21 protein-coding genes and 1 tRNA gene are annotated in these 23,163 nt (G+C 63.0%); 13 read left to right on the top strand and 9 right to left on the bottom strand.

The features are described from left to right. Positions 1–5: 5 nt before the first annotated feature. Positions 6–260 carry a cytochrome C oxidase subunit IV family protein gene (locus FJ953_RS10525; protein WP_140522223.1) on the top strand — a complete coding sequence of 85 codons (255 nt, stop codon included), beginning with the start codon at positions 6–8 and terminating at the stop codon, positions 258–260. 28 nt (positions 261–288) lie between these two features. Here FJ953_RS10525 and FJ953_RS10520 read toward each other — a convergent pair whose 3' ends face one another. Beyond that, positions 289–726, bottom strand: a complete 438-nt coding sequence (locus tag FJ953_RS10520) for a GFA family protein (RefSeq protein ID WP_140522221.1) — start codon at positions 724–726, stop codon at positions 289–291. A gap of 641 nt (positions 727–1,367) precedes the next feature. Here FJ953_RS10520 and FJ953_RS10510 point away from each other — a divergent pair. From FJ953_RS10510 to FJ953_RS10465, 10 genes are all read left to right on the top strand, one after another. Beyond that, complete coding sequence (locus FJ953_RS10510; RefSeq protein WP_140556178.1) at positions 1,368–2,903, top strand: sugar ABC transporter ATP-binding protein; 1,536 nt, start codon at positions 1,368–1,370, stop codon at positions 2,901–2,903. Further along, on the top strand, positions 2,900–3,892 hold the full coding sequence (locus FJ953_RS10505) for an ABC transporter permease (RefSeq protein ID WP_140624214.1): 993 nt from the start codon (positions 2,900–2,902) through the stop codon (positions 3,890–3,892). Before FJ953_RS10510 ends, FJ953_RS10505 begins: the two co-directional genes overlap by 4 nt. After that, on the top strand, positions 3,889–4,917 hold the full coding sequence (locus FJ953_RS10500) for an ABC transporter permease (protein WP_181169642.1): 1,029 nt from the start codon (positions 3,889–3,891) through the stop codon (positions 4,915–4,917). Before FJ953_RS10505 ends, FJ953_RS10500 begins: the two co-directional genes overlap by 4 nt. A 103-nt stretch (positions 4,918–5,020) precedes the next feature. Continuing rightward, positions 5,021–6,241 (top strand): sugar ABC transporter substrate-binding protein, encoded by a 1,221-nt coding sequence (locus FJ953_RS10495; RefSeq protein WP_140624210.1) that lies wholly within the window; start codon positions 5,021–5,023, stop codon positions 6,239–6,241. Positions 6,242–6,306: 65 nt separating this feature from the next. Next, positions 6,307–7,596, top strand: a complete 1,290-nt coding sequence (hisD, locus tag FJ953_RS10490; RefSeq protein ID WP_140563985.1) for a histidinol dehydrogenase — start codon at positions 6,307–6,309, stop codon at positions 7,594–7,596. Between the two features lie 23 nt (positions 7,597–7,619). Then, on the top strand, positions 7,620–8,663 hold the full coding sequence (locus tag FJ953_RS10485) for a LacI family DNA-binding transcriptional regulator (RefSeq protein ID WP_140624208.1): 1,044 nt from the start codon (positions 7,620–7,622) through the stop codon (positions 8,661–8,663). Further along, positions 8,656–9,273, top strand: coding sequence for a hypothetical protein (locus tag FJ953_RS10480; RefSeq protein WP_140547228.1), 618 nt, complete (start codon positions 8,656–8,658; stop codon positions 9,271–9,273). The genes FJ953_RS10485 and FJ953_RS10480 overlap by 8 nt, the downstream gene beginning before the upstream one ends. Beyond that, the gene (locus FJ953_RS10475) at positions 9,245–10,120 is read left to right on the top strand and encodes an N-acyl homoserine lactonase family protein (RefSeq protein ID WP_140518016.1); all 876 of its coding nucleotides are present in this window, start codon (positions 9,245–9,247) and stop codon (positions 10,118–10,120) included. The genes FJ953_RS10480 and FJ953_RS10475 overlap by 29 nt, the downstream gene beginning before the upstream one ends. Further along, a complete protein-coding gene (locus tag FJ953_RS10470; protein ID WP_140522211.1) occupies positions 10,117–11,058 on the top strand; it encodes a 3-hydroxyacyl-CoA dehydrogenase in 942 nt (313 codons plus the stop codon). Before FJ953_RS10475 ends, FJ953_RS10470 begins: the two co-directional genes overlap by 4 nt. Positions 11,059–11,074: 16 nt before the next feature. Then, on the top strand, positions 11,075–11,821 hold the full coding sequence (locus FJ953_RS10465) for an SDR family oxidoreductase (RefSeq protein WP_140624206.1): 747 nt from the start codon (positions 11,075–11,077) through the stop codon (positions 11,819–11,821). Positions 11,822–11,917: 96 nt separating this feature from the next. On the opposite strand, the gene FJ953_RS10460 is transcribed toward FJ953_RS10465, so the two are convergent. The 7 genes from FJ953_RS10460 to FJ953_RS10430 form a co-directional block, all read right to left on the bottom strand. Then, positions 11,918–13,054, bottom strand: a complete 1,137-nt coding sequence (locus FJ953_RS10460) for a succinylglutamate desuccinylase/aspartoacylase family protein (protein ID WP_181168601.1) — start codon at positions 13,052–13,054, stop codon at positions 11,918–11,920. Then, entirely contained in the window at positions 13,044–14,060 is a 1,017-nt protein-coding gene (locus FJ953_RS10455) for an ABC transporter ATP-binding protein (protein WP_140561444.1), read from the bottom strand. The genes FJ953_RS10460 and FJ953_RS10455 overlap by 11 nt, the downstream gene beginning before the upstream one ends. Next, positions 14,057–15,076, bottom strand: coding sequence for an ABC transporter ATP-binding protein (locus FJ953_RS10450; RefSeq protein WP_140556165.1), 1,020 nt, complete (start codon positions 15,074–15,076; stop codon positions 14,057–14,059). The genes FJ953_RS10455 and FJ953_RS10450 overlap by 4 nt, the downstream gene beginning before the upstream one ends. Continuing rightward, positions 15,073–15,966 carry an ABC transporter permease gene (locus FJ953_RS10445; RefSeq protein WP_224704661.1) on the bottom strand — a complete coding sequence of 298 codons (894 nt, stop codon included), beginning with the start codon at positions 15,964–15,966 and terminating at the stop codon, positions 15,073–15,075. The genes FJ953_RS10450 and FJ953_RS10445 overlap by 4 nt, the downstream gene beginning before the upstream one ends. Before the next feature lies 1 nt (position 15,967). Then, entirely contained in the window at positions 15,968–16,906 is a 939-nt protein-coding gene (locus tag FJ953_RS10440) for an ABC transporter permease (protein WP_140556163.1), read from the bottom strand. 131 nt (positions 16,907–17,037) lie between these two features. Then, complete coding sequence (locus FJ953_RS10435) at positions 17,038–18,612, bottom strand: ABC transporter substrate-binding protein (RefSeq protein WP_140496108.1); 1,575 nt, start codon at positions 18,610–18,612, stop codon at positions 17,038–17,040. Between the two features lie 188 nt (positions 18,613–18,800). After that, positions 18,801–20,879, bottom strand: a complete 2,079-nt coding sequence (locus FJ953_RS10430) for a CocE/NonD family hydrolase (RefSeq protein ID WP_210242376.1) — start codon at positions 20,877–20,879, stop codon at positions 18,801–18,803. A 53-nt stretch (positions 20,880–20,932) separates the two neighbouring features. Here FJ953_RS10430 and FJ953_RS10425 point away from each other — a divergent pair, with 53 nt between their 5' ends. Beyond that, positions 20,933–21,745: a helix-turn-helix transcriptional regulator gene (locus FJ953_RS10425; RefSeq protein ID WP_140518024.1), complete on the top strand. Its 813-nt coding sequence runs from the start codon at positions 20,933–20,935 to the stop codon at positions 21,743–21,745. A gap of 116 nt (positions 21,746–21,861) precedes the next feature. On the opposite strand, the gene FJ953_RS10420 is transcribed toward FJ953_RS10425, so the two are convergent. After that, positions 21,862–21,938: transfer RNA gene (locus tag FJ953_RS10420), tRNA-Met, on the bottom strand. Positions 21,939–22,178: 240 nt separating this feature from the next. Between FJ953_RS10420 and FJ953_RS10415 the strand changes: the two genes are divergently transcribed. After that, positions 22,179–23,144 (top strand): Gfo/Idh/MocA family oxidoreductase, encoded by a 966-nt coding sequence (locus tag FJ953_RS10415; RefSeq protein WP_140496105.1) that lies wholly within the window; start codon positions 22,179–22,181, stop codon positions 23,142–23,144. The last annotated feature ends 19 nt before the right edge of the window (positions 23,145–23,163 follow it).

Raw genomic sequence — 23,163 nt, 5'->3', positions numbered from 1 at the left:
CGACGATGAGCGACCTCGCCAAGCTCACATTCGCCTATCTCGCGCTGCTCGCCTTGCTGGCGCTTACCGTCGGCTCTTCGTTTGTCGACCTCGGTGGGTTCAATTCCGCGATCAACCTTGCCGCGGCGGCTGCCAAGACAGTGGTGATCGCGCTGCTGTTCATGCATCTGGCGGGCGAGGGCATCCTCCCCAGGCTCGCGGTCGCGGCGGTGGGCCTGTGGCTGGCCATTCTCTTTGGCCTGACCCTGATCGGGCAATAGCCTGCGGGGCCTAGTGTGGCGCGCGTCATCAACGTTCGCGCGGATTGCCCAGGGCTGGATCACGGCGCCTCGTGTAGCCGTCGACGCGGGGCAAGCCGTCGGCCATGTCGATGAATGGCAGGTGCATATCCCAATAGGCCTGTGCCTGTGGCGGAAACCGCTCCGGCGCGTCCATGAAGCCGATCGAGACATAGAGTTCGTCACGCAGGCCTTCGTCGGCATAGAAGATCGAGGTACCGCAATCGGCGCAAAAGGAGCGGATGACCCCCTTCGTCTTCGAAAAGGTCTTCGGCTTCCCGGCGGTCAGCTCGACCTGGTGCGGGCGATAGCCGATCCAGATGGTCATCGGTCCGCCGGTCGCCCGCCGGCAATCGTCGTCATGATCGAAGCAGATCCAGAAAGGCTCTCCTTCCATCACCGCCATGACGGCACCGCAAAAACAATGTCCGCGCTCGATGCGAGCCATGTTGCTGTCCGTTGTCAGAGACTGTCGGTCGTCAGGACGGCGCTTCCGCTGCGGTCGAGCATGAATTTTCTCCGAAGCTGTTGGGGGATCTGATCCTGCGGGGTCAACGCAGCGCCGCCAAATTGGTTTCCGGCCATAGGAGCGGCGGCGGATTCAAATCTGCGCTTCCGGCCTAGCCGCTGGAACCTGCCGGTCGAAACCAGGTTATGACTGTGCCAAAGGAGGACCGGCCATGACTGGAAGCGAAAATCGCCGCGAGACTGGTGCCACCAAATATCCGGCCAGGAGCGACGGCGATCCCGCCGATTCATTCTCCCAGGACGCCGCAGGCAACAAGCCGCCGGCGTCCGGGCAAGGCCTGACGCGCCCTTCAGGCGAGGTGAATGAGAAAACGCATCAGTCCGAGGGGCAGAATCCATCCCGGCGGGCGCCCCCCGACCAGACGCCCAGAAAAGGCGCCGGCTCAGCCACTTCTGAGCACTCAAAAGACGGCCAAGTGCCGCCCGGAGGCCGGGAGCCTGGTGCGTTCGACAAGGAATGAACGATTCACAATTGACAAGCCGGCGGTGCTTGTGGATTAGTGAGAACGTTCTCAGAGAACGTTCTCACCGCTGCGGCGGACTTACCTTTTGGGAGGAGGTATGGGTACCGACGAGATCCGGCTGGCTGTTCGCATCGCGAATATTGCAAAATCCTACGGACCCACAGTCGCACTCGATTCCGTCTCCATTGATCTGCGGCCAGGGGAAGTCCATGCGCTGTTGGGCGAGAACGGCGCCGGCAAATCGACGCTCGTGAAAATCCTCAGCGGCGTCGTGACGCCTGACGGCGGATCCATGTCGATCTTCGGCAAGCCTTATGCGCCGCATGGCATCATCGATGCGCGGGCGCAGGGCGTGGCGACGGCCTTTCAGGAACTCAGCCTGCTGCCGAATCTCAGCATCGCCGAGAATCTCGTGCTGCCGAAAATGCCGAAGGGCAAGCTAGGTCTCGTCTCGCGCCGCACCGCCACGGCATCAGCTGGCAAGGTTCTTAACGACTACGCTCTCTCCCACTTTGATCCTGACACGCCCGTCGGCGTGCTTTCGCTTTCGGATCGTCAGCGGCTTGAGATCGTGCGCGCCTTCACCCATGCCTCGAAGCTCTTGATCCTCGATGAGCCGACGGCCGCGCTGGCGGACGTCGAATGGCTGTTTGAGCTCGTGCGCCGGCAGAAGAATCTGCAGACCGCCATCCTCTACATTTCCCACCGCCTCGGCGAGGTGCGCACCCTGTGTTCGCGCGCCACCATCCTGCGCAATGGCCGCAGCATCGGCACCGTCGAGTTGTCCGGCGCTTCGGACGAGAACATTTTCGAGATGATGGTCGGCCGAAGCGCGCGTGAGACGACCGCCTCGCAGCCTTTGGTCGCCGACACCGCGCCCGTCGCGCTCAGCGTTCGGGGCCTCTCCGGCGGCATTTTGCGGGACGTGTCGTTTGATGTCAGGCGAGGTGAGATCGTCGGCATCGCCGCGCTCGAGGGGCAGGGCCAACGCGACCTGTTCAGGACGATGATCGGCCTCTCCAAGGCGAAAAGCGGCGGCATCGAGATCGACGGCGTGCCCGCCCAGATCGCCAGCCCGGGCGCCGCGCTCCATTTCGGCAACGGCCTTGCCTACCTGCCGGAGGACCGCAAGTCGGAAGGGATTTTCGCCGGCCTCAGCACCGCCAGCAACATGGTGTTGCCTATCATTTCGCGTATCGCGCAGGGTGGCGTCGTCTGGCCGGCCAGCGAGCGTCGCATTGCGAAAAAAACCGCTGAGGCGGTCGAACTGCAGGAGCGCTATCTGCAGTTCAAGATCGATGAGCTTTCCGGTGGCAACCAGCAGAAGGCGCTTCTGGCGCGCGTCATGATGACGGGTGCGCGCACTCTACTGCTTTTCGATCCGACGCGTGGAGTCGATGTCGGAACCAAGCAGTCGATCTACGAGGCGATCCGGAAGTTCGCTGCCGATGGCGGCTCGGTGCTCTTTTACTCGTCCGAACTGCCGGAACTCGTCCATCTCGCGCATCGCTGCATGGTGCTCTATGGCGGCCGCGTCTTCGCCGAATATCAGGGCGATGCCATCGATGAGCCGACTATCGTCGGCGCGCTGATCGGCCACGCTGCGGGCGCGGTGAATGGAGTGGCCGCATGACCGCGGTCCAGGCAAATCCCGCGCCCCGCCGCTCCGCGTTATGGAGGGCTGTCATCAGCGGCACCGGCATCGTGGCGATGATCTATGTCCTGCTTTATGCGCTCTACGCGTTCTGGCAACCGGATGCGCTTTCGGTCTACACCTTCACCGATCTCGTCAACAACTCGACGCCATTGGCGCTCGCGGCAGCGGGCGAGACGCTGGTCGTCATCAGCCGCGGCTTCGACTTGTCCGTCGCAGGCGTCGTCTCGCTGACCAATGTGCTGATGGCGGTCTATCCGTTCGGTGGTCCGGGCGGTGCGCTGGCCAGCCTCCTGATGTGCTGTGCGATCGGCGGTGCCGTCGGCGCAATCAACGGCATTCTCGTGGCCAGGCTTGGACTGCAGACCATCGCGGCGACGCTCGGCACGATGATCGTCTGCCAGGGACTTGCGCTGGTTATCCTGGACGCGCCTGGCGGTATGGTTGCCGACTTCGTCACCTATACGCTGACCGACACCCTGTTCGGTATCATCCCGATCGCCGGGCTGTTTCTGGTTGCCGCCATCGCGCTTTGGCTTGCCTTCCGGCGGACCAATACCGGGATCGGCCTCTATGCGATCGGCGCCGACGAGCAGTCGGCTCGCTTCTCCGGCGTGTCCGTGGCAGGGGTACGCATCACGGCCTTTGTCGGCGCCGGCATCCTTTACGGCGTCGCCGGCTTCATGCTGAGCGCCCAGACGGCGACAGGAAATCCGACAGCCGGCACGCCATTCCTGATGCTCACCTTTGCCGCAGTGGCGCTCGGCGGCACGCCGTTGAGTGGCGGCCGGGGCAGCCTCGTTGGCTCGATCCTGGGCGCCGGTACGCTGATGCTTTTGCAGAAGGTGCTTTTCTCGGGTGGGGTCTCGTCCTTCTACACCGGCATATTCCAAGGTTTCGTGCTGGTGCTTGCGATCGTGTTCGGCAGCGCCGTGGCGCGCCTGCTCAAGAAGGAAGAGATCCGGTGAACGCGCATAAGGACGTTGCGACGCGTTTCGAGGCCAACTCCGACCGGCGCGGCAGGCAAAGGCTCGACCGGGAGGTGGTCAATACGCTTGTCGTATTTGGGCTGAGTATCGTGCTTGTGGTGTGCTCGCGCTTCATCAGTCCGGCGCTGGGTTCCTGGGATCAGGTGCTGACGGTTCTCATCCTCGCGTCCTTCCTGATCGTGTTGTCGTTTGGGCAAGGGCTCGTCATCCTGATCGGTGGGCTCGACCTATCGGTCCCCGCCCTCATCACGCTCGGCGGCGTGTTGACGACGACGTGGATTGGTAGCGGCGATGCCGGCATCTGGTACATGCTGCCGGCCATTCTGGTCATTTGCGCGCTGGTCGGCACGATCAGCGGACTGGGAATTGTCTGGCTGAAGGTTCCTCCCTTCATCATGACCATGGCGACCTCGATCGTCGTGGCATCGGTGGCGCTGGGCTACACCAGCGGGACGCCGCGCGGCGGTTCTCCGTCCGCCTTGCTGTGGCTGATGAAGGAATGGTTCCTCGGCGTGCCGCTGGTCATCTACTTCACCGTCGCTTTCATCCTGTTCGGCTGGTTCTTGCAGAATTTCACTGCGCTCGGCCGCCGGCTCTACGCCCTTGGCACCAACAGGAACGCCGCTCTCATCGCCGGCGTCGCTGTCAATCGGCTCGAGCTCGTCCCCTATGCGATCAGTGCCGCTTGCGCAGGCTTCGTCGGCATGATGCTGGTGGGCTATTCGAACGGGGCGACGCTGAGGATGGGCGACAGCTACATGCTGCCTTCCATCGCTGCCGTCGTGGTCGGCGGCTCCTCGATCCTCGGCGGCAGCGGAACTTTCATCGGGACGGTCGGCGGCGCAATTCTTCTGACGACGCTTGGCACCGTTATCTCCGCTATCGGCCTCAACGAAGGATGGCGCACCGTCATAGAGGGCGCAATCATTGTCGCCGCCCTGCTGGTGCTGCGCGGTGAATTCCTGGCCGATCTCGGAAATCGAATGCTGACGCGGAGGAAGTGACCATGCCTGTGCGTGAAATGCGTTTTGTCCAATTGTGAGAACGTTCTCACAAGCTCTGGTCCGGCACCTGCAAGGGCCAAATTCCAACGGGAGGTTGATCGAAATGAGGCTGTTAAAAAGACTGGGACTGGCCGCGTCGCTGACGCTTGCCACCGCCATAGGCGTTGGGGCGGTTGTCGACCATGCCCAAGCGCAGGACAAGAAGTTCAAGATATATCTGTCGCTGAGCTACAGCGGCAATTCGTGGCAGTCGGAGGCCGCGAACATCGTCAAGGCGTTGGCGCAGACGCCGCCCTACGACAAGACGGTGGAGCTGAAGGAAGTCATCTCGGGAACCGACCCCCAGGCTCAGATCTCGGCCTATGAAAGCATGATACAGGCTGGCGCCGACGGCATCATCAGCTTCCCGATTTCGTCGACGGCGCTGAACCGCACGGTCCATCGCGGCTGCCAGAAGGGCGTGCTCTTCTTCATGTACGACGCCACGGTGACCGAGCCTTGCGCCTACAATGTCAGCTATATCACCGCAGGCTTCGGCGAGAATACCGCCCAGGCCTTGGTCAACATCCTGGGAGGCAAGGGCAAGATCTTCCTGAGCCGTGGCGTCCCGGGCAACTCGGTGGATAAGCGCCACACCGACGGCGCGATGCACATTTTCAACCAGTATCCCGGCATCAAGGTCGTCGCGGAATACTACTCCTACTGGGATGACCGCACCACGCAGCAGGAGACAGCCAAGGCTCTCGCGGCGCATCCCGACGTCGACGGCATCTGGGCTCAGGCAGGCGAATATGGCGCCGTACAAGCGCTACTCGACAAGGGCAACAAACTGGTTCCGATGACCGGCGAGAACTCGGACGGTTTTCGTCTCGGACTGGCAGACCCGAAGATGCAAGGCATGGGTCTCAAGGGTGTATCCGCCGGTTCGCCGCCCGCTACGTCAGGCTATGCCCTCAAGCTGATGATGGAGATCCTGACTAAGAAGCGCGACCTGAAACCGATGAACATCGAGTACCCGTTGCCTTGGGTGCCAGCGGATCAAGTCAAGCCTTGCAAGGGCGATACCTTCGCCGACGGGTGCAACGTTTTCCCGTCCGACAAGGTTCCGAGTTCCTTCGTCACCGAGGTCTTCAATCCCGATTTGCTGCCGGAACTGTCGCTGCAGTCGGCGCTCGAGGGCAAGCCAACACCAGGAGCGACCATTCAGGCATTGCCCGCGGACGTGAAGCAGGCGCCCGATGCCCCTGGCATCAACTGCTCATCGTGCAAGGCTCCGGCCGACGAATACAAGCTCACCAAGATCGAGCCGACGGTAAAACCCTGACGATCAGCAATGCAACAGGTGGACGGCATCCTGCCGCCCACCTGACTCAACATAAGGATGAGAATATGCCGACTTTTCTGAAACGGGGCAGGGATCCCGAAGCTGTCGCCCAGAGCGATGCGGCCGTCCGGACGACCGTCGAGACGATCCTTGCCGACATAGAAAAGCGAGGCGATACCGCTGTCCGGGAGTTGTCGGAGCGTTTCGACAAATGGTCGCCGCCAAGCTTCCGGCTCAGCGACAGCGAGATCGAGCAGGCGATGTCCAAGGTGTCGGCAAGCGACATCGAGGATATTCGCTTCGCCCAGGCCCAGGTTCGCAATTTCGCCGAGAAGCAGCGCGCCTGCCTCCAGGACCTCGAAGTGGAAACGCTTCCCGGCGTTGTCCTCGGCCACAAGAACATTCCCGTGGAAACAGTCGGCTGCTACGTGCCGGGCGGGAAATACCCGATGGTCGCCTCCGCGCATATGAGCGTGGTGACGGCCAAGGTCGCCGGGGTGAAGAAGATCATTGCCTGCGCGCCGCCGTTCCAGGGCGGTCCGCATCCGGCTATCGTGGCCGCGATGCACATGGCCGGCGCGGACGAGATCTACGTTCTGGGCGGTGTGCAGGCCGTTGGCGCCATGGCGCTCGGAACCGAAACCATCGGGCGCGTCGACATGCTCGTCGGTCCTGGCAATGCCTTCGTCGCTGAAGCCAAGCGGCAATTGTACGGCCGTATCGGCATCGACCTGTTCGCCGGCCCGACCGAGACGCTGGTCATTGCCGACGACAGTGTCGACGGCGAGATCTGCGCGACCGATTTGCTCGGCCAGGCCGAGCACGGTCCGACCAGTCCCGCCGTGCTTCTGACAAATTCGGAGAAGCTCGCGCGCGACACCCTCACCGAGATCGAGCGGCAGCTGAAGGTCCTGCCGACCGCCGAGATCGCCGCCAAGGCATGGGCGGACTATGGCGAAGTGATCGTCTGCGCTTCCTATGAGGAGATGGTCGCCGAGGCCGACCGGATCGCATCCGAGCACGTCCAGGTCATGACGCGCGATCCGGACTACTTCCTCGACAACATGCACAATTACGGCGCTCTGTTTCTCGGAGCGCGTACGAATGTTGCCTATGGCGACAAGGTCATCGGCACCAACCATACGCTGCCGACCAAGAAGGCGGCCCGTTACACAGGCGGTTTGTGGGTTGGCAAGTTCATCAAGACCTGCACCTATCAGCGCGTCCTGACCGACGAAGCGAGCGCCATGATAGGCGAGTACTGTTCGCGCCTGTGTGTCCTCGAGGGATTCTATGGGCATGCCGAGCAGGCGAACATCCGGGTCCGCCGCTATGGAGGTCGCAACCAGGCCTAAGCCAGCGCGCCAACGGAGTTTTCATGTCGATCATCGCCCGCAACAAGAACAGCAAGCCCCGCCTGACCGTGAAGGATCTGGCGCGCGATCTCGGCATGTCTGTTTCGACCGTATCCAGGGCCTTTCACGCCGATGCCGTGATCGCCAAGAATACGCGGGACCTGGTGCTGAACCGTGCGAGGGAGATCGGCTATTCGCCGAACCCTTTCGCGCGCAGCCTCATCACGAAGAAGACGCGTATCGTGGGTATCGTCGTCGCGGACATCAAGAACCCGTTCTATCCGGAAGTGCTGACGCGGCTGACCACCGCCCTTCGTGCCATCGACATGAACGTGATGCTCGTCGCCGCCGACCAGTCGGGAGACGTCGACCAGGCGCTACGCCTGCTGCTCAACTACCAGCCAGATCTTGCCATCATCCTGGCGGCCACCCTGTCTTCGGCGGCCGCGCAGGAATGCCGTAGGGCCGGCACTCCGGTGATCTTTTTCAACCGACTCTCGGCCGACGACCACGCGTTCGGCATTTCCTGCGACAATATACTCGGCGGCCGCAGCATCGCCGACTATCTCGTCGATACCGGCCACCAGCGCCTGGCCTACATCGCCGCCTTGCCCGATGCCTCCACCAATGTCGCACGCCACAGGGGCTTCAGCGAACGCGCCGTCGAGCGTGGCCTCGCCGCGCCGATAGTTATCGAGGCAGGCCAGTTCAGCTATCACGCCGGCTACGAAGCGGCGCGCAAGCTGCGTGACCTGAAAGAGGTTCCCGACGGTGTCTTCTGCGCCAACGACATTCTCGCCATTGGCTTTCTCGACGGCGTGCGGCGAGAGCTGGCGCTCGGCGTGCCGGACGACATTTCGATCGTCGGCTTCGACGATATCGAGATGGCCCACTGGCCTTCGCACGGGCTGACGACCGTCCGGCAGCCCATTGACCAGATGCTCGAGGCCACGGTCAGCCTGGCGAAGGAATTGAGCACGAATTCCGGCCGGGAGCCGATCGTTCAACTAATCCCGCCCGGCGCGGTGATCGAGCGCGCGACGACGCGAAAAAGGCACCATGGCTGATATCCCGGGAAAGCGCTTCTTCGAGCGGGCGGTAAGCGTCCACCGCTATGACTGCGAGGTCGTCGCGGCGCCCCATGTCTCCGTCACCGGAAGCGAGGAACCCGTCGCCACCGTGAACGATGCCGCGTTGGCCGACGAAGCCATCGTCCGCTACGTCGTGGCAACCCGCCCCGTCTACGAAGGCCTGCGCCGGCTGATCGGCCAACTCGCTGGCCTGCTGGTCCTGGCTCAGGCCGGCGGACGCCGCGACGTGCTCGATCTGCCTGACATTCCGGTGGCCCGCGAACGGTGGACGGAGGTGGAGCAGCGGCTGGGCGCCTTGCACGCGCCGCATGGGCTCGAAAGCCATTGCGCGCGTCTGGGGGCCGCTCATGCAACGCTGGGCGAGGTCCTGGACGATTTCGGTTCGGCCCGACTGCGGCGCGACTGGCAGCAGGAGCTCGACCGGGCCGGGGAGAGGATCAAACGCGCCTACGCCGGGCTGCAGGCGGCGTCGGAACCGCGGGCCGGTATGACGCCGGTCGATTTCAATCACGCCTGCTGCAGCTGTGCGCAGCGTTGGCGACAACAGGGAGGAAGCAATGGGCCAATATTCGATCTGGGTGCTTGAGTACAGCTATGTCAGCAACTACCACAAGAGCGGGGTGCTCTACGGCGCCCACAACCAGGGCTACGTGAAACTTCCCTACTGCTACGCGCTGATCAAGGGCAACGGTCGCGTTGCCATGGTCGATGTCGGCTACAACAACAAGGATTACGGCAAGCATCTCGCCGACAAATTTGGCGTCGAGAACTGGCACTCGCCCGACGCCGTTCTTGGCGAAATCGGCCTCTCGCCCAAGAACGTCGACACAGTTTTCGTCACGCACGCGCATTTCGACCATTTCGGCAATGTCGAGGACTTCCCGAATGCGACCTTCTACATCCAGGAGAGGGAGATCGCGAAGTGGGTCTGGGCGATGTCGCTGCCGGACCGCATGCGCTGGATGAACGTAGCCGTCGACCCCGGCGACATCGTGCGCGGCGTCGATCTGGCCCGTCAGAAGCGGTTGGTAACGATCGACGGATCGAAACAGGACGTCCTGCCCGACATCGATCTCCATGCCGCTTTTGACAGCCATACCTACGGGTCGATGTGGGTCACCGTGCGCAACGGCAAGGACGACACCTGGGTGCTGGCTGGCGATCTGGTCTACGTCTTCGACAACATCGAGGGCTCGGGAGCTGCCGTCGATATCGAGACGCTCTACGTTCCGGTGGGGCTTGCGGTCGGCAGCCAGACCAATCTCGTTCTCGCTACCGAGGAGATGATGAAGCAGGTGGGCCACGAGGCACGGCGGGTTATTCCCATCCACGAAGAGCGGTTGAAGGACCGGTTCCCATCCCGCATCACTCAGGATGGCCTGCGGATCACCGAAATTTGCCTCGCGGACGGCGAGACGTCACGGGTGCAATGATGGATGCAATCCGCAAAGTCGCCATTGTCGGTGCCGGACTGGTCGGCCGTGGCTGGGCGATCGTCTTCGCCCGGGCCGGCCATGATGTGACCATCTATGACGGCAGCGCCGACATCCGCGCCGCGGTGCTCGACAAGATCCGGGCCAGCCTTGCCGATATGCAAGAGGCCGGGCTGGTAGATGCCGTCGATGCAGTCATGCGGCGGCTGAACGTTGTCGATACGCTGGAGGGTGCGGTAGCGGATGCCGACTACATCCAGGAGTCGGTGCTGGAAGTGCGCGACATCAAGGAGGCGGTCTGTCTGGAGATTGACCGGGCGATGCGGCCCGACGCGGTCGTAGGCAGCTCCAGCTCCGGCATTCCGGCCTCGGCCTTCACCGGGTCCTGTGCCAACCGCCGGCGTTTTCTCGTCGCTCATCCCGTCAATCCACCGCATTTGATCCCGTTGGTGGAACTGGTCCCGGCGCCCTGGACCGACGCGGAGGCCGTTGCGTGGCTGCGGGTGCAGATGGAGGCCGTAGGGCAGGCTGCCGTGATCGTGCGCAAGGAAGTCGAAGGGTTCGTCCTCAACCGGCTTCAGGGGGCATTGCTGAACGAAGCCTGGGCCCTGCTCGAGGAGGGCGTGGCAAGTGCCGCCGATATCGACCTTACGGTGTCGCATGGGCTCGGCTACCGGTGGTCCTTCATGGGGCCTTTCGAGACGATCGATCTGAATGCGCCCGGCGGGATCGCGGACTACGCGAGACGTCTGGGACCGCTCTACCATTCGATCGCCCTCGCCAGGCGCGATCCGGCCCCCTGGTCGGAAGGGCTGGTTGCCAAGGCCGAGGAAGCGCGCCGCGAAAAGTTGTCAGCATCCCAACTCGCCGAACGCAGCGCCTGGCGCGACCGCAATCTAATGGCGCTGGCCGCCCATAAGCGAAGCACCGGGGTTTGACACTCAGGAGACGGCCATGACAGCCACACTCACAGGCAAGGTTGCCCTGGTCACTGGAGCAACCGGCGGCATCGGCGCGCGGATCGTATCCAGGCTTGCTGCGGAAGGGGCTTCGGTTGTCATCGGCTACAACCGTTCGCGGCAGACGGCCGACGATCTGGTTTCGTCATTGGCGTACGGCGATCACTTCGTCGCCGAGGCGACCGTGACGGACAGCGATTGCCTCGCGCGCCTCGCTGGTCAGATCGAGAAAAGCTTTGGCCGGCTGGATGTCCTGGTCAATTGCGCCGGGACAACCCGCTTCGTGCCACATCCGGATCTCGACAGCCTGGACGATGAATTGATCGACCGCATCTTCAGCGTCAACGTGCGCGGTGTGATTGCTGCGACGCGGGCCATGCGGCCGCTGCTCGATCGCACCGGCAGCGGGGTTGTTGTCAACATCTCGTCGATCGCAGGGGTCACCGCCATGGGAAGCAACGTCGCCTGTGCGTCGAAAGCCGCTGTCGATAATCTGACCAAGTCGCTGGCGCGTGCCCTGGCCCCGAGAATCAGGGTCGTGTCGGTCTCGCCCGGCGTCGTCGACACCGACTTCATCAAGGGCCGTGACGAATCCTGGCGGGACGAACAGGCAAGCCGGACGCCGCTGGGGCGGCTGGGCACGCCCGACGATGTCGCCGAGGCGGTTTTGGCGGCTGCGACCCATCTCCGTTTCGTGACCGGCGTTATCATTCCGGTCGACGGCGGTCGGCCCCTGGCCTAGAGCCCGGGACAGGATCAGGTCGAACGGACCTCGTTTCTACGCGTGGCCGCCAATCATCGATCTGCGGTCAAGAAGTGCCCGCGCCCGCTGATCGATCTAATCCTCCAGCAGATAGCCTGTCCGGTGGGCGAGGGGCTTTTGGCCCACCACCTTGGCAATGACCTGATTGGCGGCGACAAGTTTCTTCAGCCTTCGCGTCACCACGAGCCCGTCGGTGCGCGCCCGTACCGTCACGCGCGCCTCGCGGCCCAGCGAAGAAGGCACGATGATGTCCGCGATCGGCTGTCCACAAGTGACGCGTTCACCCAGTTCGGCGCGGTAGACGATGACACCGAAAGCGGGCGTGCGAACCACATCGCACGCATCGAAGCCGGTGATCTCGCAAAGCGCGGCGGGCGGCAGGCCCGCTTGCCCCGCGACGTAGCCGCGGCGGCGAAGCACGTTGAGCAAGGCGGAAGCGTCAGCCGACGCCATCTCATCACTGATGTCGATGAAGCCGCGCAGTTCCACCGTCGCGGCGAGGCAGCCGATCGGGATCACCTTATCGGGAAGGGCAGCCGCAAGCCTGATCCAGGGCTCGACGCTTGCTTCGGCGAAGGTTGAGCCGCCCGACGAACCCTGTGAGAACACCGCCCGGCAACCGAGTTCCCGCGCAAGGTCGGACAATTCGGCCGAGATCTCGGGCCGCACGAACAGATGCATCAGCCCTTCGTCGTCGCAGTGCAGATCCAGCACAAGATCGGAATCGAAAGCCTCGCGTGCCAAGGCGGTGTAAAGGGAATCGACAGGCTGCCCTGCGCCGCGTTCGTCGAGAATTTCGCGAATCGTGCTGCGGATGAGCACCGTGTTGTCGTCGGCGCTGCTTCCGAGCCGATCGGCAAGTCGGATGGTCAATTCGCCGGCGACATCAGGCCATTTGCGGTTGAAATTCCGGCCGCTGGCCAGATCGTAACGCCCCAGATGATCGCCATTGACGAACTGCGCCAGGCCGAGCGGGTTGGCGTAGGGAACGACGACGATCTGGCCCCGGATTTCGCCGCGCGCGTCGGCGGCGTCAAGCTGCTCGACCAGATGGTGTAACACCAGCAGGCCGGGCGCTTCGTCGGCATGCAGCGCGGCATGTATGTAGGCTTTCGGGCGCGCGTCGGCGGCACCATACCGGATGATGCGCACGCTGTGTTGGCTGCCCGGCGTGCCGTTGGCAAGAGGAACATCGAGGATTTCACGAGACATTGGTGGCTCCGGCGAGCGCACGTTCCGATAGCGGGAAGTGGCAATTGAAGACATGGCGGGGATCTTCCCGGTCGGCTGCCCGGGACGGGAAGGCGCTTTTGCAGATGCCCTGCGCATAGCGGCAGCGGGTGTGAAACTCGCAGCCCGTTGGGCGCGTCATCAGGCTCGGCACCTCGCCGCTGAGCTCGACCCTGTCGAGCACGGCGTCCGGGTCGGGTTCCGGATTGGCCGACAGCAGCGCCTCCGTATAGGGGTGGCGCGGCTGCGCGAATATCCGCTCGGTCGAGCCGACCTCGATGAAGCGGCCGAGATACATGATCGCCATGCGATCGGTCATGTGGCGCACGACATTGAGATTATGCGTGATGATGAGAATGGCGATGCCGAGTTCGCCCTGCAAACGTCCAAGCAGATTGAGGACTTCACCCTGAACGGACACGTCCAGTCCCGCGGTCGGCTCGTCGGCGATGATAAGATCGGGTTGCAATGCAAGGGCCCGCGCCACGCCGACGCGGCGCGCTTGGCCTCCGGAAAGCTGGTGTGGATATCGCCGCCCGAAATCGGCGGGCAGGCCGACCATGTTGAGCAGGCGTTCCGCTTCGGCGGCGGGGTCGCGGCCGGTAACGCCGTGAATGCGGAAAGGCTCCATCAGCAGTGAGCGTACAGTGAGTCGCGGCGACAGCGATCCGACCGGATCCTGGAACATCATCGCCATGCGCCGAAGATGCGGCTTGCGCTCCGTCGGGGCGAGGCCGTTCAGCACCTGACCATCGAAGCGTATCGTGCCGCCCGTTGGCGGCCGCAGGCCCATGATGGCGCGGGCGATGGTGGATTTTCCCGAACCGCTTTCACCGACGAGGCCGAGCGTTTCGCCCTTGCGGATCTCGAAGGAAACGCCGCAGACGGCGTCCACGAACGGGTTCTTAACGCCGCTGGCGAGCGCCTTCAGCGCGCCCATGGTGCGGAAGCGTACGCGAAGATCCTCGACAGAAAGCAGGGGGCTCATACCGGCGCCACCAGCGTGTCGTCGAGACGATGGCAACGTGCGGTGTGCGTTGCGCCGATAGCGCACGGGACAGGACTGTCATCCACGCACCGGGTAAAGGCTTGCGGGCAGCGCCGACGGAAGATGCAACCCGCCTGGGTACCGAGGAGGCTCGGCACCTCGCCTGGGATCGTCGGCAACTGGCGGGTGCGTTGCCTGATGCGTCCGGGATCACATTCGAGCAGCGCGCGCGTATAGGGATGCCCCGGTCGGCGGAAGATGTCGCGCACGGTGCCGTATTCGACCACCTCGCCCGCATACATGACCGCCACCCGGTCGCAGAGCTCGGCGACAGCGCCGAGGTGGTGAGAGACGAACAGGATCGAGCAGCCGATCTCCTTTTGCAGCTCTTTCAACAGATGGATGATCTGCACCTCCAGCGTCGCGTCGAGCGCTGTGGTCGGTTCGTCCGCGATGAGCAGCGCCGGCTTCACCAGCAGCGCCATCGCGATGCAGATACGCTGGCGCATTCCGCCGGAAAACTCGTGCGGATAGCCGCCGATGCGGCTCTCCGGGTCCGGAATGCCGACCCGATGAAGCATACCCAGGGCGCGCTGGCGCTTGGTCCGGTGCGAGCCGCCCTCGTGATGCTGGATATCGATCATCTGGCTTTCGATGCTGCGCACCGGGTTCAACGCCGTCATCGGATCCTGGAAGATCATCGACATGCGGTTGCCGAGTAAGCCGCGCCGCTCCGCCGGAGCCATGCCGAGCAGGTCGCGCCCCTCGAACAGGATGGCGCCGTTCACCATCTCGGCATTTTCCGCCAGCAGCCCCGTCACGGCATAGGCGAGCGTCGATTTGCCCGAACCGCTTTCGCCGACGATGCCGACCACTTCGCCCGCCGGCACGTCGATATGGATATCGCGCAGTGCATGGGCGCGACCGCGCGGCGTGCCGAAATCGAGAGACAGACCACGGATCGCCAGAAGCGCGTCGCGGTTTGGAGAATGTCCTGCCTGAGCGCCGGGATTCATAGGTCTTTCCGAAGCTTGGGGTCGAAAATGTCGCGCAGCGCCTCGCCGAGGAAAGTGAAGCCCAGCGTGGTTATGACGATCGGGATGCCGCCGGCGATCACCAGCCACACCGTCTTGTGGATATAGCCATAGCCGTCACTGAGGATGGTTCCCCAGTCCGGCGTCGGCGGACGGACACCCATGCCTAGGAAGCTCATGCCGGCCTCCAGCGTGATGACCAGCGGAACATCCATGCTGACCAGGATCAGCAGCGGCCCGATCACATTGGGCAGCACGTGCACGGCAAGAATGCGCACGATGCCGGCGCCCATGGCGCGCTCCGCAGTGATGAACTCGCTCTCGCGCAGTGCGTGGGCCTGCGTGCGCACCACGCGCGCATAGATCGGCACAGACGTGATCGCGACGACGAAGATGACGCTGGCAAGGCTCGGCCCGAGCAGCGTCACCACTGCCAAGGCGAAGATGATGACCGGAAAGGAGCGGATCGTGTCGAAGACCAGCAGCAGCAGATTGTCCAGCCAGCGCGGACCGAAGGCGGCGATGAGGCCGAGCACAAGCCCTGCGCTGAGCGAGGCGCCCAACGAGACGAAGGCGACGAGCAGCGCGATCCTTCCGCCCATGACGACCCGCGAGAAGACATCGCGTCCCAACTGATCGGTGCCGAGAAGAAAATGCAAAGAGGGCGGCGCCAGCCGGGGCCCGACCATGATCTTGATCGGATCGTAAGGCACGATCCAGGTGGCGAAGACCGCAGTCACCACCATAAGCACGACCAGCACGGCGCCCATCATGCCGAGCGGAGACTTGCGCAATTGCCGCAGGAACATGGCGGCCGCGCCCGGCCCGCGGCGTTCATCGACCGCCTCGCGAATGAGTTGAACTTCGGACACGCTACAAATTCTCGCGGATTCTTGGATCGAGCGCCGCGTTGACGAGGTCGGCGAGCGTCGTGGAGATGACGAACAGAACGGTGGTGACGAGGACCGTGCCCATGACGATCGGATAGTTGCGCGAGTCCACCGCCTTGACGATCAGCGCGCCGATGCCGGGCCGGGCGAAGACCACCTCGACGAAAACCGCCGCCGAGAGCAGGTGCGCCATGCCGACGCCGATGATCGTCACTGTCGGCAGGATCGCGAGCGGCAGCGCGTAGCGCGCCACGATGCGCCGCTCTGAAAGACCGAAGGAGCGCGCCATGCGAATGTGGTTCTCGCCAAGAATCTCCAGCATGGAGGCGCGCACGATGCGTGAGATGTAGCCCACCCAGCCGATACCGACGACGAAGGCTGGAAGGATGAGATGGACGAACCCGTCGCGGAAGCCTGAGCCGGCGCCGATGGCAGGCAGCCAGCGCAGGCCGACCGAGAAGATCAACAGCGCATAGATCGCCATGACGAAGGACGGGATGGCGATGGTTCCGACCGCGAATACACCCACGACCTTGTCGATCACGGAGTTGCGGCGCAGCGCCGAATAGCAGCCGAGCGGCACGCCGACGATAACGGCCCAGGCGATCGAAACCAGGATGAGTTCGACGGTGTAAGGCAATTGCTCGAAAACGATGGCCGCGACAGGGCGCTGGGTAAAGACATCGGTGCCGAGATTACCGTGCAGCAGCCCCCCGAAGAATGAGACGATCTGCACGGGCAGCGGCTTGTCGAGGCCCATTTCCTCGTGCAATTGCGCCTTCAGTTCCGGCGTCGCACGCGGTCCGAGCAGGACCGCGGCGGGATCGCCGGGAACGGCCTGGATCATCAGGAACAGCAGCGTGACGGCAACGACGACAATTGCCGCCGCCAGCACGATACGCTTGCCAAGATATAACCACATGTTCTGACTCAGCCTGTCCCAGCGACCGCGTCAGAGCGGTTCAGCGTTTGATAGAATCGCCGACCCGCTCTAACCCTTTGTTTTTTCGCAATTCCGGACGGAAAACCGCTACGCACTTTTCCTAGAATGCCCTAGGCCGATTTCGGCTCAAAGCCGAGATAGAGCGGCCGCCCGTCTGGGCGCGTCTCGGCCTCGAGTTGCGTCGTTCGGTACATGATCGGCGAGCCTTCATGGGTGAGGAACCGGTAGGAGCCGGAATCTTCCATGATGTCCTGCATCTCATAATACATCTTGGCCCGTTCCTGCGGGTCTTCGACGGTTACCGCCTTGGCGTTGAGCTCGTCGAAGCGCTCGCTGCGGAAGCGCTCCCAGTTCCACACACCGACCTGGTCGCGCACGAAAAAGGTGGTGGCGTAATAGGGATCCGGCACCATCGAGAAACGCTGCACGATCAGCTGCATGTCCTTCCAACGTTCGCCTTCCGATTCCATGCCGATGGTCCAGAACGAACCGGAATCCTGAACATTGACCTCGACCGTGATGCCGATCTGCGACAGCTGCGCCTGGACCATTTCCGCGATCGTGGAGAAGGTGGTCACGTTGAGCGCGTCGATGGTGAGGCTGAGTTCGGTGATGCCGGCCTTCTCAAGATACTGCTTCGCCTTTTCGAGATCGCCCTCCGGCGGTATCAGCGCTTTTTCCCGGTGTCCCACCAAGCCCGGAGCGATAAGGCCGGTGGCGACCTGGGCCTGGCCTGAATAGGCCGCGTCCATGATCTGCGGCACATTGATGGCCCATTGAATCGCCTTGCGGACATTGACGTCCTTCAGCTTCGGATGGTCCGAGTTCATGCCGATATAGACATAGTAGAGCGAAGGCTTTTCTTCGATCTTGGTGTTTTCGGGCGGGCTGTCCTTCAAAGTGGCCAGCGAATCGAGGCTGAAATCGGTGAAGTCGATGTCGCCTGCCTGATAGGCGCGCTCGGCGGTCTTGATATCGCTCATGGGCAGGATATGAATTTCGTCGAAGCCCGGCCTAGGGCCTTTCCATTCGGGATTTCGGGTCAACAGGACGAGCTGGTTCGGCTTCCAGTCCGACAACACGTAGGGACCTGAATAGCAGGGCGGCTTCATGCCGAAATCGCCGCCGTCGGCAACTGCCTTCGTCACCGCTTTTTTCGAGACGATGTGGCCGCAACCATAGGGAAGAGTGATGTTCCAGAGCGGCACGAAAGGCGTCTTGAGCACGATCACGCCCGTATGGTCGTCCTCGATCTCGATGCGGTCGAGCGGACCCCAGTCGCCCTTGACCGGAGAATTGTGCTGGATGACGCGCTCGAACGAGAACTTCACGTCCTCGGCGGTCATTTCGCCAAATCCGCCAGTGAAGTTGATGCCCTTCTTCAGGCGGAAGCGGATGTGCGTCGGATCGATCTGCTCGACGGATTCGGCGGCCTCGAGTTCCCAGCCCCACTCCGAACCCGGTTTATAGCGCGTAAGCTTGGTGTAGATGCAGTTCATGACGTCGACATTGTACGCGTTCTGGTAGAAGCCAGGATCGAGCTTGTCGATATCGGAATAGGCGCGGGCCTTGAGTACCTTGCCTTCGGCCGCCCATACGGCCTGCGACAAGGGCAGACCGGAGGCGATGATCCCCGCGCCGAGGCCGGCGCCTGCCTGCAGGAAATGCCTGCGATTCAATTTCATTCCATTCACGGTTTCGTTCCCCTTTCAACTGAGCGGGTTTCCCGGCGATTGCCGGGATCCCTCTTTTTGGTACCGCGCCGCCTGATGGGGCCGCGAGTTCGGACGGCGCATTCTTCAATTCAGCCGGCAAGCCGGTCAATTTCGCTGCCGACGCAGATGTGAGCGAGATTAGCGTCAGTTCGCGAATGTCACAGCAGGCGACGCTCTATCGCCTCGGTCCATTTCTGTTCGTGGACAAGCTCGTCGCCTTCCCATGCCTCGAGATGCGCCTCGACGTGGAAGTGCGATGGCGTCGCGGTCATGGTCGTTTCGGTCACAGAACGCATGCGCCAATCAGCGCGCGAAAATTCGAACTCCCATTTCGCCTCGGCCCTGGCCGACCCGAAATCGTCGCCGCGGAAGGAATAGCGTTCGCGGCCGAGCGAGGTAATGGTTAGGTCGTTGTCGACGATGCGATAGGTGCCGGCGCCTTCGCCGATCTCAACGACGGTCGAAGCGACTGCCAGATTCTCCGTGATCGTCCAATCCTTTTGCGGCTTTGAGATCGTCTCCACCCGTAAGGGCGGCGCCCCTTCGGGTTCGGCAAAAGGCGCCGGTGCCGGATCTCCGGCGCCCCCGACGCGGACCGGAAGTTCAAGGCGGCAATCCGCCGGATGGACGGTGAGCGTGACCGGCTCGGGCGAAGGCCAAGCGATCGGGAAGTAATTTGTCGAGATGGCAAGGCGTATGCGGTGGCCCGCGCTGAAGCGCTGTGCTACGTGCTTGAAGGGGACAGAGGCGCGGTAGCGCCTTGCCGGTTCGAGCGGTTCGGGCCTCTCATGGCTATCGCGATGCGTCAGGTTCAAAAGGCCGTAGCTGACGCGCGTCGTCGCGCCATCGGGGGCGACATCCGAAAGACGGACGGCCACCATGGCGACGGGCCTGTCGCTTTCGAAGACAAGATCGAGCATTGCATCGCCGGCGATCTCAACATCGTGCGCCAGCTCTTGCGTCTCATAGACCAGACTGCCGGCATCGTCGCCGCGCTGGTCAGCCGGCTGGTCGCCGGGCACGGCATAGGAGCACCATTTGCCGCCGCGCAGGCCAACCGACAAGGGCGAGCGGACCGTCTGCGTTCCGGCCGCATCGTCTGCCCGGCGCAGGGACAGGCGCCCATTGCCGGAAAGGAAGAAGGACTGCCGCTCGATATTCGGCGATGGCCATGCCGGCTCCGTGACCCAGCGTCCGGCGCGCGTCTCGTAGGAAGTTTGCGGCGGGGCGCTATCCTGCATGAACAGGCGCAGCATCGGCTCGTCCATGATGCCGGTGTCACGGCCCTTCAGCCATTGATCCCACCAGCGGACGCATTCCTGCAGAAAGCCGATGGCAGGACCAGGCTTGCCGATATGGGGATAAGTGTGCGCCCATGGCCCCACCAGCCCCTTGCGCGGGCCCTGCAGCTTTTCCATCAGGCGGAAGACCGAGCGGCAATAACCATCGGCCCAGCCGCTGACGGCGTAGACCGGGCAGGTGATTGCACCGAAATCCTCGCAGACCGAACCGTGTTTCCAGAACTTGTCGCGGTGCTGGTGCTCCAGCCAGTTCTTCAGCCATAGCCCGCTTTCCTTCAATCGACTGTGCCACAAAGCGCGCCAATTGTGCGGCTTGTTGCGTGGGTCGGGCGGCAGCGTGTTGCGCCCGAACATGATCGCCGCCCAGGAGAGATTGTCGATGAGCAGCGTGCCACCCATGTGGTGGACATCGTCGGCGTAGCGGTCGTCGGTCGAGGCGCAACTGATCACCGCCTTCAGCGCAGGCGGCCGCATGGCCGCGATCTGCAATCCGTTGAAGCCGCCCCAGGAGATGCCGATCATGCCGACGTTGCCGTCGCACCAGGGCTGGGAGGCCAGCCATTCGATGACCGAGCAGCCGTCGTCCAGCTCCTGCTGAAGGTACTCGTCGAGCATCAGCCCTTCGGAATCGCCTGTTCCGCGCAGGTCGACGCGCACCACTGCGTAGCCGTGGCCGGCCACGTAGGGGTGCATGACGACATCACGCGCGGCGGTCAGATCGTTCTTGCGATAGGGGATGTATTCCAGGATAGCCGGCACCGGCTTTTGTTCGGCACCCTCGGGAAGCCACATGCGCGCCGCAAGCCGGCAGCCGTCCGGCATCGGAATCTCGAAATGGTCGACCGAGCGGATCGGATGGGGGAAGTTGGACACTGTGCGCATGACGAGGCCTCTGTTGGAGAGCGCCACCTTGGGCAAATCGGCGGTGCCGCACAATTTCGCGACCCTTCGCGACTTGACACTGTTCTGGCGTCAGTATGCATTAGGTCATGCAGACCGAACCGCTTCCCCAGAACCTCGCCTTCCTGTGCAGCTATTATCCGTCGATAGCCGCCGTGTGCCGACGCCTGCAGATCAACCGCCAGCAGTTCAACAAATATCTGAGCGGCCAGACCTGGCCGTCCCGCCGCAACATGCGCAAGATCTGCGATTTCTTCGGCGTGAGCGAAGGCGAGCTTTTGATGGACCAGCAGCGCTTTGCCGAGATCGTCGGCCTGCGCCGCCGCCCGCTCGGCGTCCACGCGCCGTCGGACATGCTGGTGCATATGGAGCAGCTCTATCAGCGTTCCGGCGATCTCGGGCGCTATGTCGGCTACTATTTCCGCTATTTCTACTCGTTCGGCTATGCCGGCAAGATCATCAAATGCCTGGTCGTGATCTATGAAAAGGAAGGCCGCTATTTCTGGAAATGCATGGAAAGGCTCGTCCATTTCGGCAAATATGGCGTGAAGACCTCGAAATATTCGGCCGCCCTGCTGCTGCTCGGCGATCGCATATTCGCGCTCGAATCCGAAACCCTGCTCAAGACCAGCATCACCCAGGTGATCCTCTATCCGAGCTACCAGACGAGCGTCGCCTATCTGGTCGGCATCCAGACGGGCATGCCCCTTTTACGAGGGCGGAGACCAGCGGCCTCGGTCGTGCTTCTGGAATATCTCGGCCGCTCCGTCGACCAGCGCAAGGCGCTGCAGGCCTGCGGCCTATTCGACGAAACTGACCCCGCCATCGATGCCGGCATCCGCGCCATGATCACCAACCGCATCCCCACTGGGACATTCGTGCTCGAGACGGAAGAGGTGTAGACGTTCCTCCCCACGCGACCCGCATCAGCGTGGGCCTGTCCAACCCGTTCAGGTTGTCACCCATGTCTTAGGTACACTCTGTTACCTATGTCTCCGGGCCGTACACAGGTGAGAGGTGGTAGCGGGAGAGGGACTTGAACCCCCGACCCCAGGATTATGATTCCCGTGCTCTAACCAACTGAGCTACCCCGCCAGGGCGGCGAAAGGCCCGAAATCTGCCTTAAATCACAAGGCATTTCGAGGCGTTCGCCAAGGTCGCGCGGATATAAGGTTGGGAGGGTGAGCCTGTCAAGCTTCGAACCGCTCGGCAGGGGCGCTTATTCTCGCTGCCGAAAAGCTTTGCCGCGCCGATAATTGGTTGCAGCCGCCGGGGTTGAGTTCGAAGAGGCACGTCGCTATGTCTCGGCCACGAGTTTTTAGAGTTTGAGAACAGATGAAGCCGCGCATTGCAGTCCTCGGTTGCGGATACTGGGGCTCCAACCACATCCGCACCCTCAAGGCGCTCGGCGCGCTGCACGCGGTCTCCGACGCCAACCGTGCCCGCGCCGAAGGCTTTGCAAGCGAACAGGACTGCCTCGCGATCGAACCGGACCAGTTGTTCGTCCGCAATGACATCGACGCCATCGTCATGGCGCTGCCGCCGCAATTTCATGCCGAGATGGCGGTGCGCGCCACCGAAAGCGGCAAGGACGTGCTGGTGGAGAAGCCGATCGCGTTGACGGTTGCCGATGCCGAGCGCTCGGTGCAGGCGGCGAAAGACAAGGGCCGCGTCTTCATGGTCGGCCACGTCTTGCGCTTCCATCCCGCGTTCGAGACGCTGAAGGCGCTCATCGACAAGGGCGAGCTCGGCGAGGTCCGCTACATCCATTCGCACCGGCTCGGCCTCGGCAAATTCCACACCGAGAACGATGCGCTATGGGACCTGGCGCCGCATGACCTGTCGATGATCCTGGCCATCACCGGCACCGAACCGATCGAGGTGCGCGGCGAAGGGGCGGCGCTGCTCGACAATCTCAGCGACTTCGCGCATCTGCACATGCGCTTTCCCAACGGTTTGCGCAGCCATCTCTTCGCCTCGCGGCTGAACCCTTACCGCGAACGGCGGCTGACCGTGGTCGGCACCAAGGCGATGGCTGTCTTCGACGATGTCGAACCATGGGAGCGCAAGCTCGCCGTCTATCGCCACGCGGTCTGGCAGGACAGCGGCCAATGGGCGTTCACCACCAATGAGCCCTCCTATGTCGCGGTTGGCCAAGGCATGCCGCTGACGCGCGAACTCGAGCACTTCATCCATTGCATCGAAACGCGGGCCGAACCGCGCACCAGCGGCGAGGAGGCAATCCGGGTGCTGCGCATCCTGACCGCGGGTACGGTCACGCACACCAAATCCAATCCCTGAAGAAGATCGGGCCGCGTCG

Origin of the sequence: Mesorhizobium sp. B2-3-6, assembly GCF_006442305.1 — a bacterium.
GTDB lineage: Bacteria > Pseudomonadota > Alphaproteobacteria > Rhizobiales > Rhizobiaceae > Mesorhizobium.
Note: the sequence above shows the minus strand (reverse complement) of the source record. Positions and strands in the feature narration are given on the sequence as shown.

Excerpts from the sequence above, each read along its gene's own strand:
- FJ953_RS10525 (WP_140522223.1), top strand. The coding sequence starts at position 6 with ATGAGCGACCTCGCCAAGCTCACATTCGCCTATCTCGCGCTGCTCGCC.
- FJ953_RS10520 (WP_140522221.1), bottom strand. The coding sequence starts at position 726 with ATGGCTCGCATCGAGCGCGGACATTGTTTTTGCGGTGCCGTCATGGCG.
- FJ953_RS10510 (WP_140556178.1), top strand. The coding sequence starts at position 1,368 with ATGGGTACCGACGAGATCCGGCTGGCTGTTCGCATCGCGAATATTGCA.
- FJ953_RS10505 (WP_140624214.1), top strand. The coding sequence starts at position 2,900 with ATGACCGCGGTCCAGGCAAATCCCGCGCCCCGCCGCTCCGCGTTATGG.
- FJ953_RS10495 (WP_140624210.1), top strand. The coding sequence starts at position 5,021 with ATGAGGCTGTTAAAAAGACTGGGACTGGCCGCGTCGCTGACGCTTGCC.
- hisD (WP_140563985.1), top strand. The coding sequence starts at position 6,307 with ATGCCGACTTTTCTGAAACGGGGCAGGGATCCCGAAGCTGTCGCCCAG.
- FJ953_RS10485 (WP_140624208.1), top strand. The coding sequence starts at position 7,620 with ATGTCGATCATCGCCCGCAACAAGAACAGCAAGCCCCGCCTGACCGTG.
- FJ953_RS10480 (WP_140547228.1), top strand. The coding sequence starts at position 8,656 with ATGGCTGATATCCCGGGAAAGCGCTTCTTCGAGCGGGCGGTAAGCGTC.
- FJ953_RS10475 (WP_140518016.1), top strand. The coding sequence starts at position 9,245 with ATGGGCCAATATTCGATCTGGGTGCTTGAGTACAGCTATGTCAGCAAC.
- FJ953_RS10470 (WP_140522211.1), top strand. The coding sequence starts at position 10,117 with ATGATGGATGCAATCCGCAAAGTCGCCATTGTCGGTGCCGGACTGGTC.
- FJ953_RS10465 (WP_140624206.1), top strand. The coding sequence starts at position 11,075 with ATGACAGCCACACTCACAGGCAAGGTTGCCCTGGTCACTGGAGCAACC.
- FJ953_RS10460 (WP_181168601.1), bottom strand. The coding sequence starts at position 13,054 with ATGTCTCGTGAAATCCTCGATGTTCCTCTTGCCAACGGCACGCCGGGC.
- FJ953_RS10455 (WP_140561444.1), bottom strand. The coding sequence starts at position 14,060 with ATGAGCCCCCTGCTTTCTGTCGAGGATCTTCGCGTACGCTTCCGCACC.
- FJ953_RS10450 (WP_140556165.1), bottom strand. The coding sequence starts at position 15,076 with ATGAATCCCGGCGCTCAGGCAGGACATTCTCCAAACCGCGACGCGCTT.
- FJ953_RS10440 (WP_140556163.1), bottom strand. The coding sequence starts at position 16,906 with ATGTGGTTATATCTTGGCAAGCGTATCGTGCTGGCGGCGGCAATTGTC.
- FJ953_RS10435 (WP_140496108.1), bottom strand. The coding sequence starts at position 18,612 with ATGAAATTGAATCGCAGGCATTTCCTGCAGGCAGGCGCCGGCCTCGGC.
- FJ953_RS10425 (WP_140518024.1), top strand. The coding sequence starts at position 20,933 with ATGCAGACCGAACCGCTTCCCCAGAACCTCGCCTTCCTGTGCAGCTAT.
- FJ953_RS10415 (WP_140496105.1), top strand. The coding sequence starts at position 22,179 with ATGAAGCCGCGCATTGCAGTCCTCGGTTGCGGATACTGGGGCTCCAAC.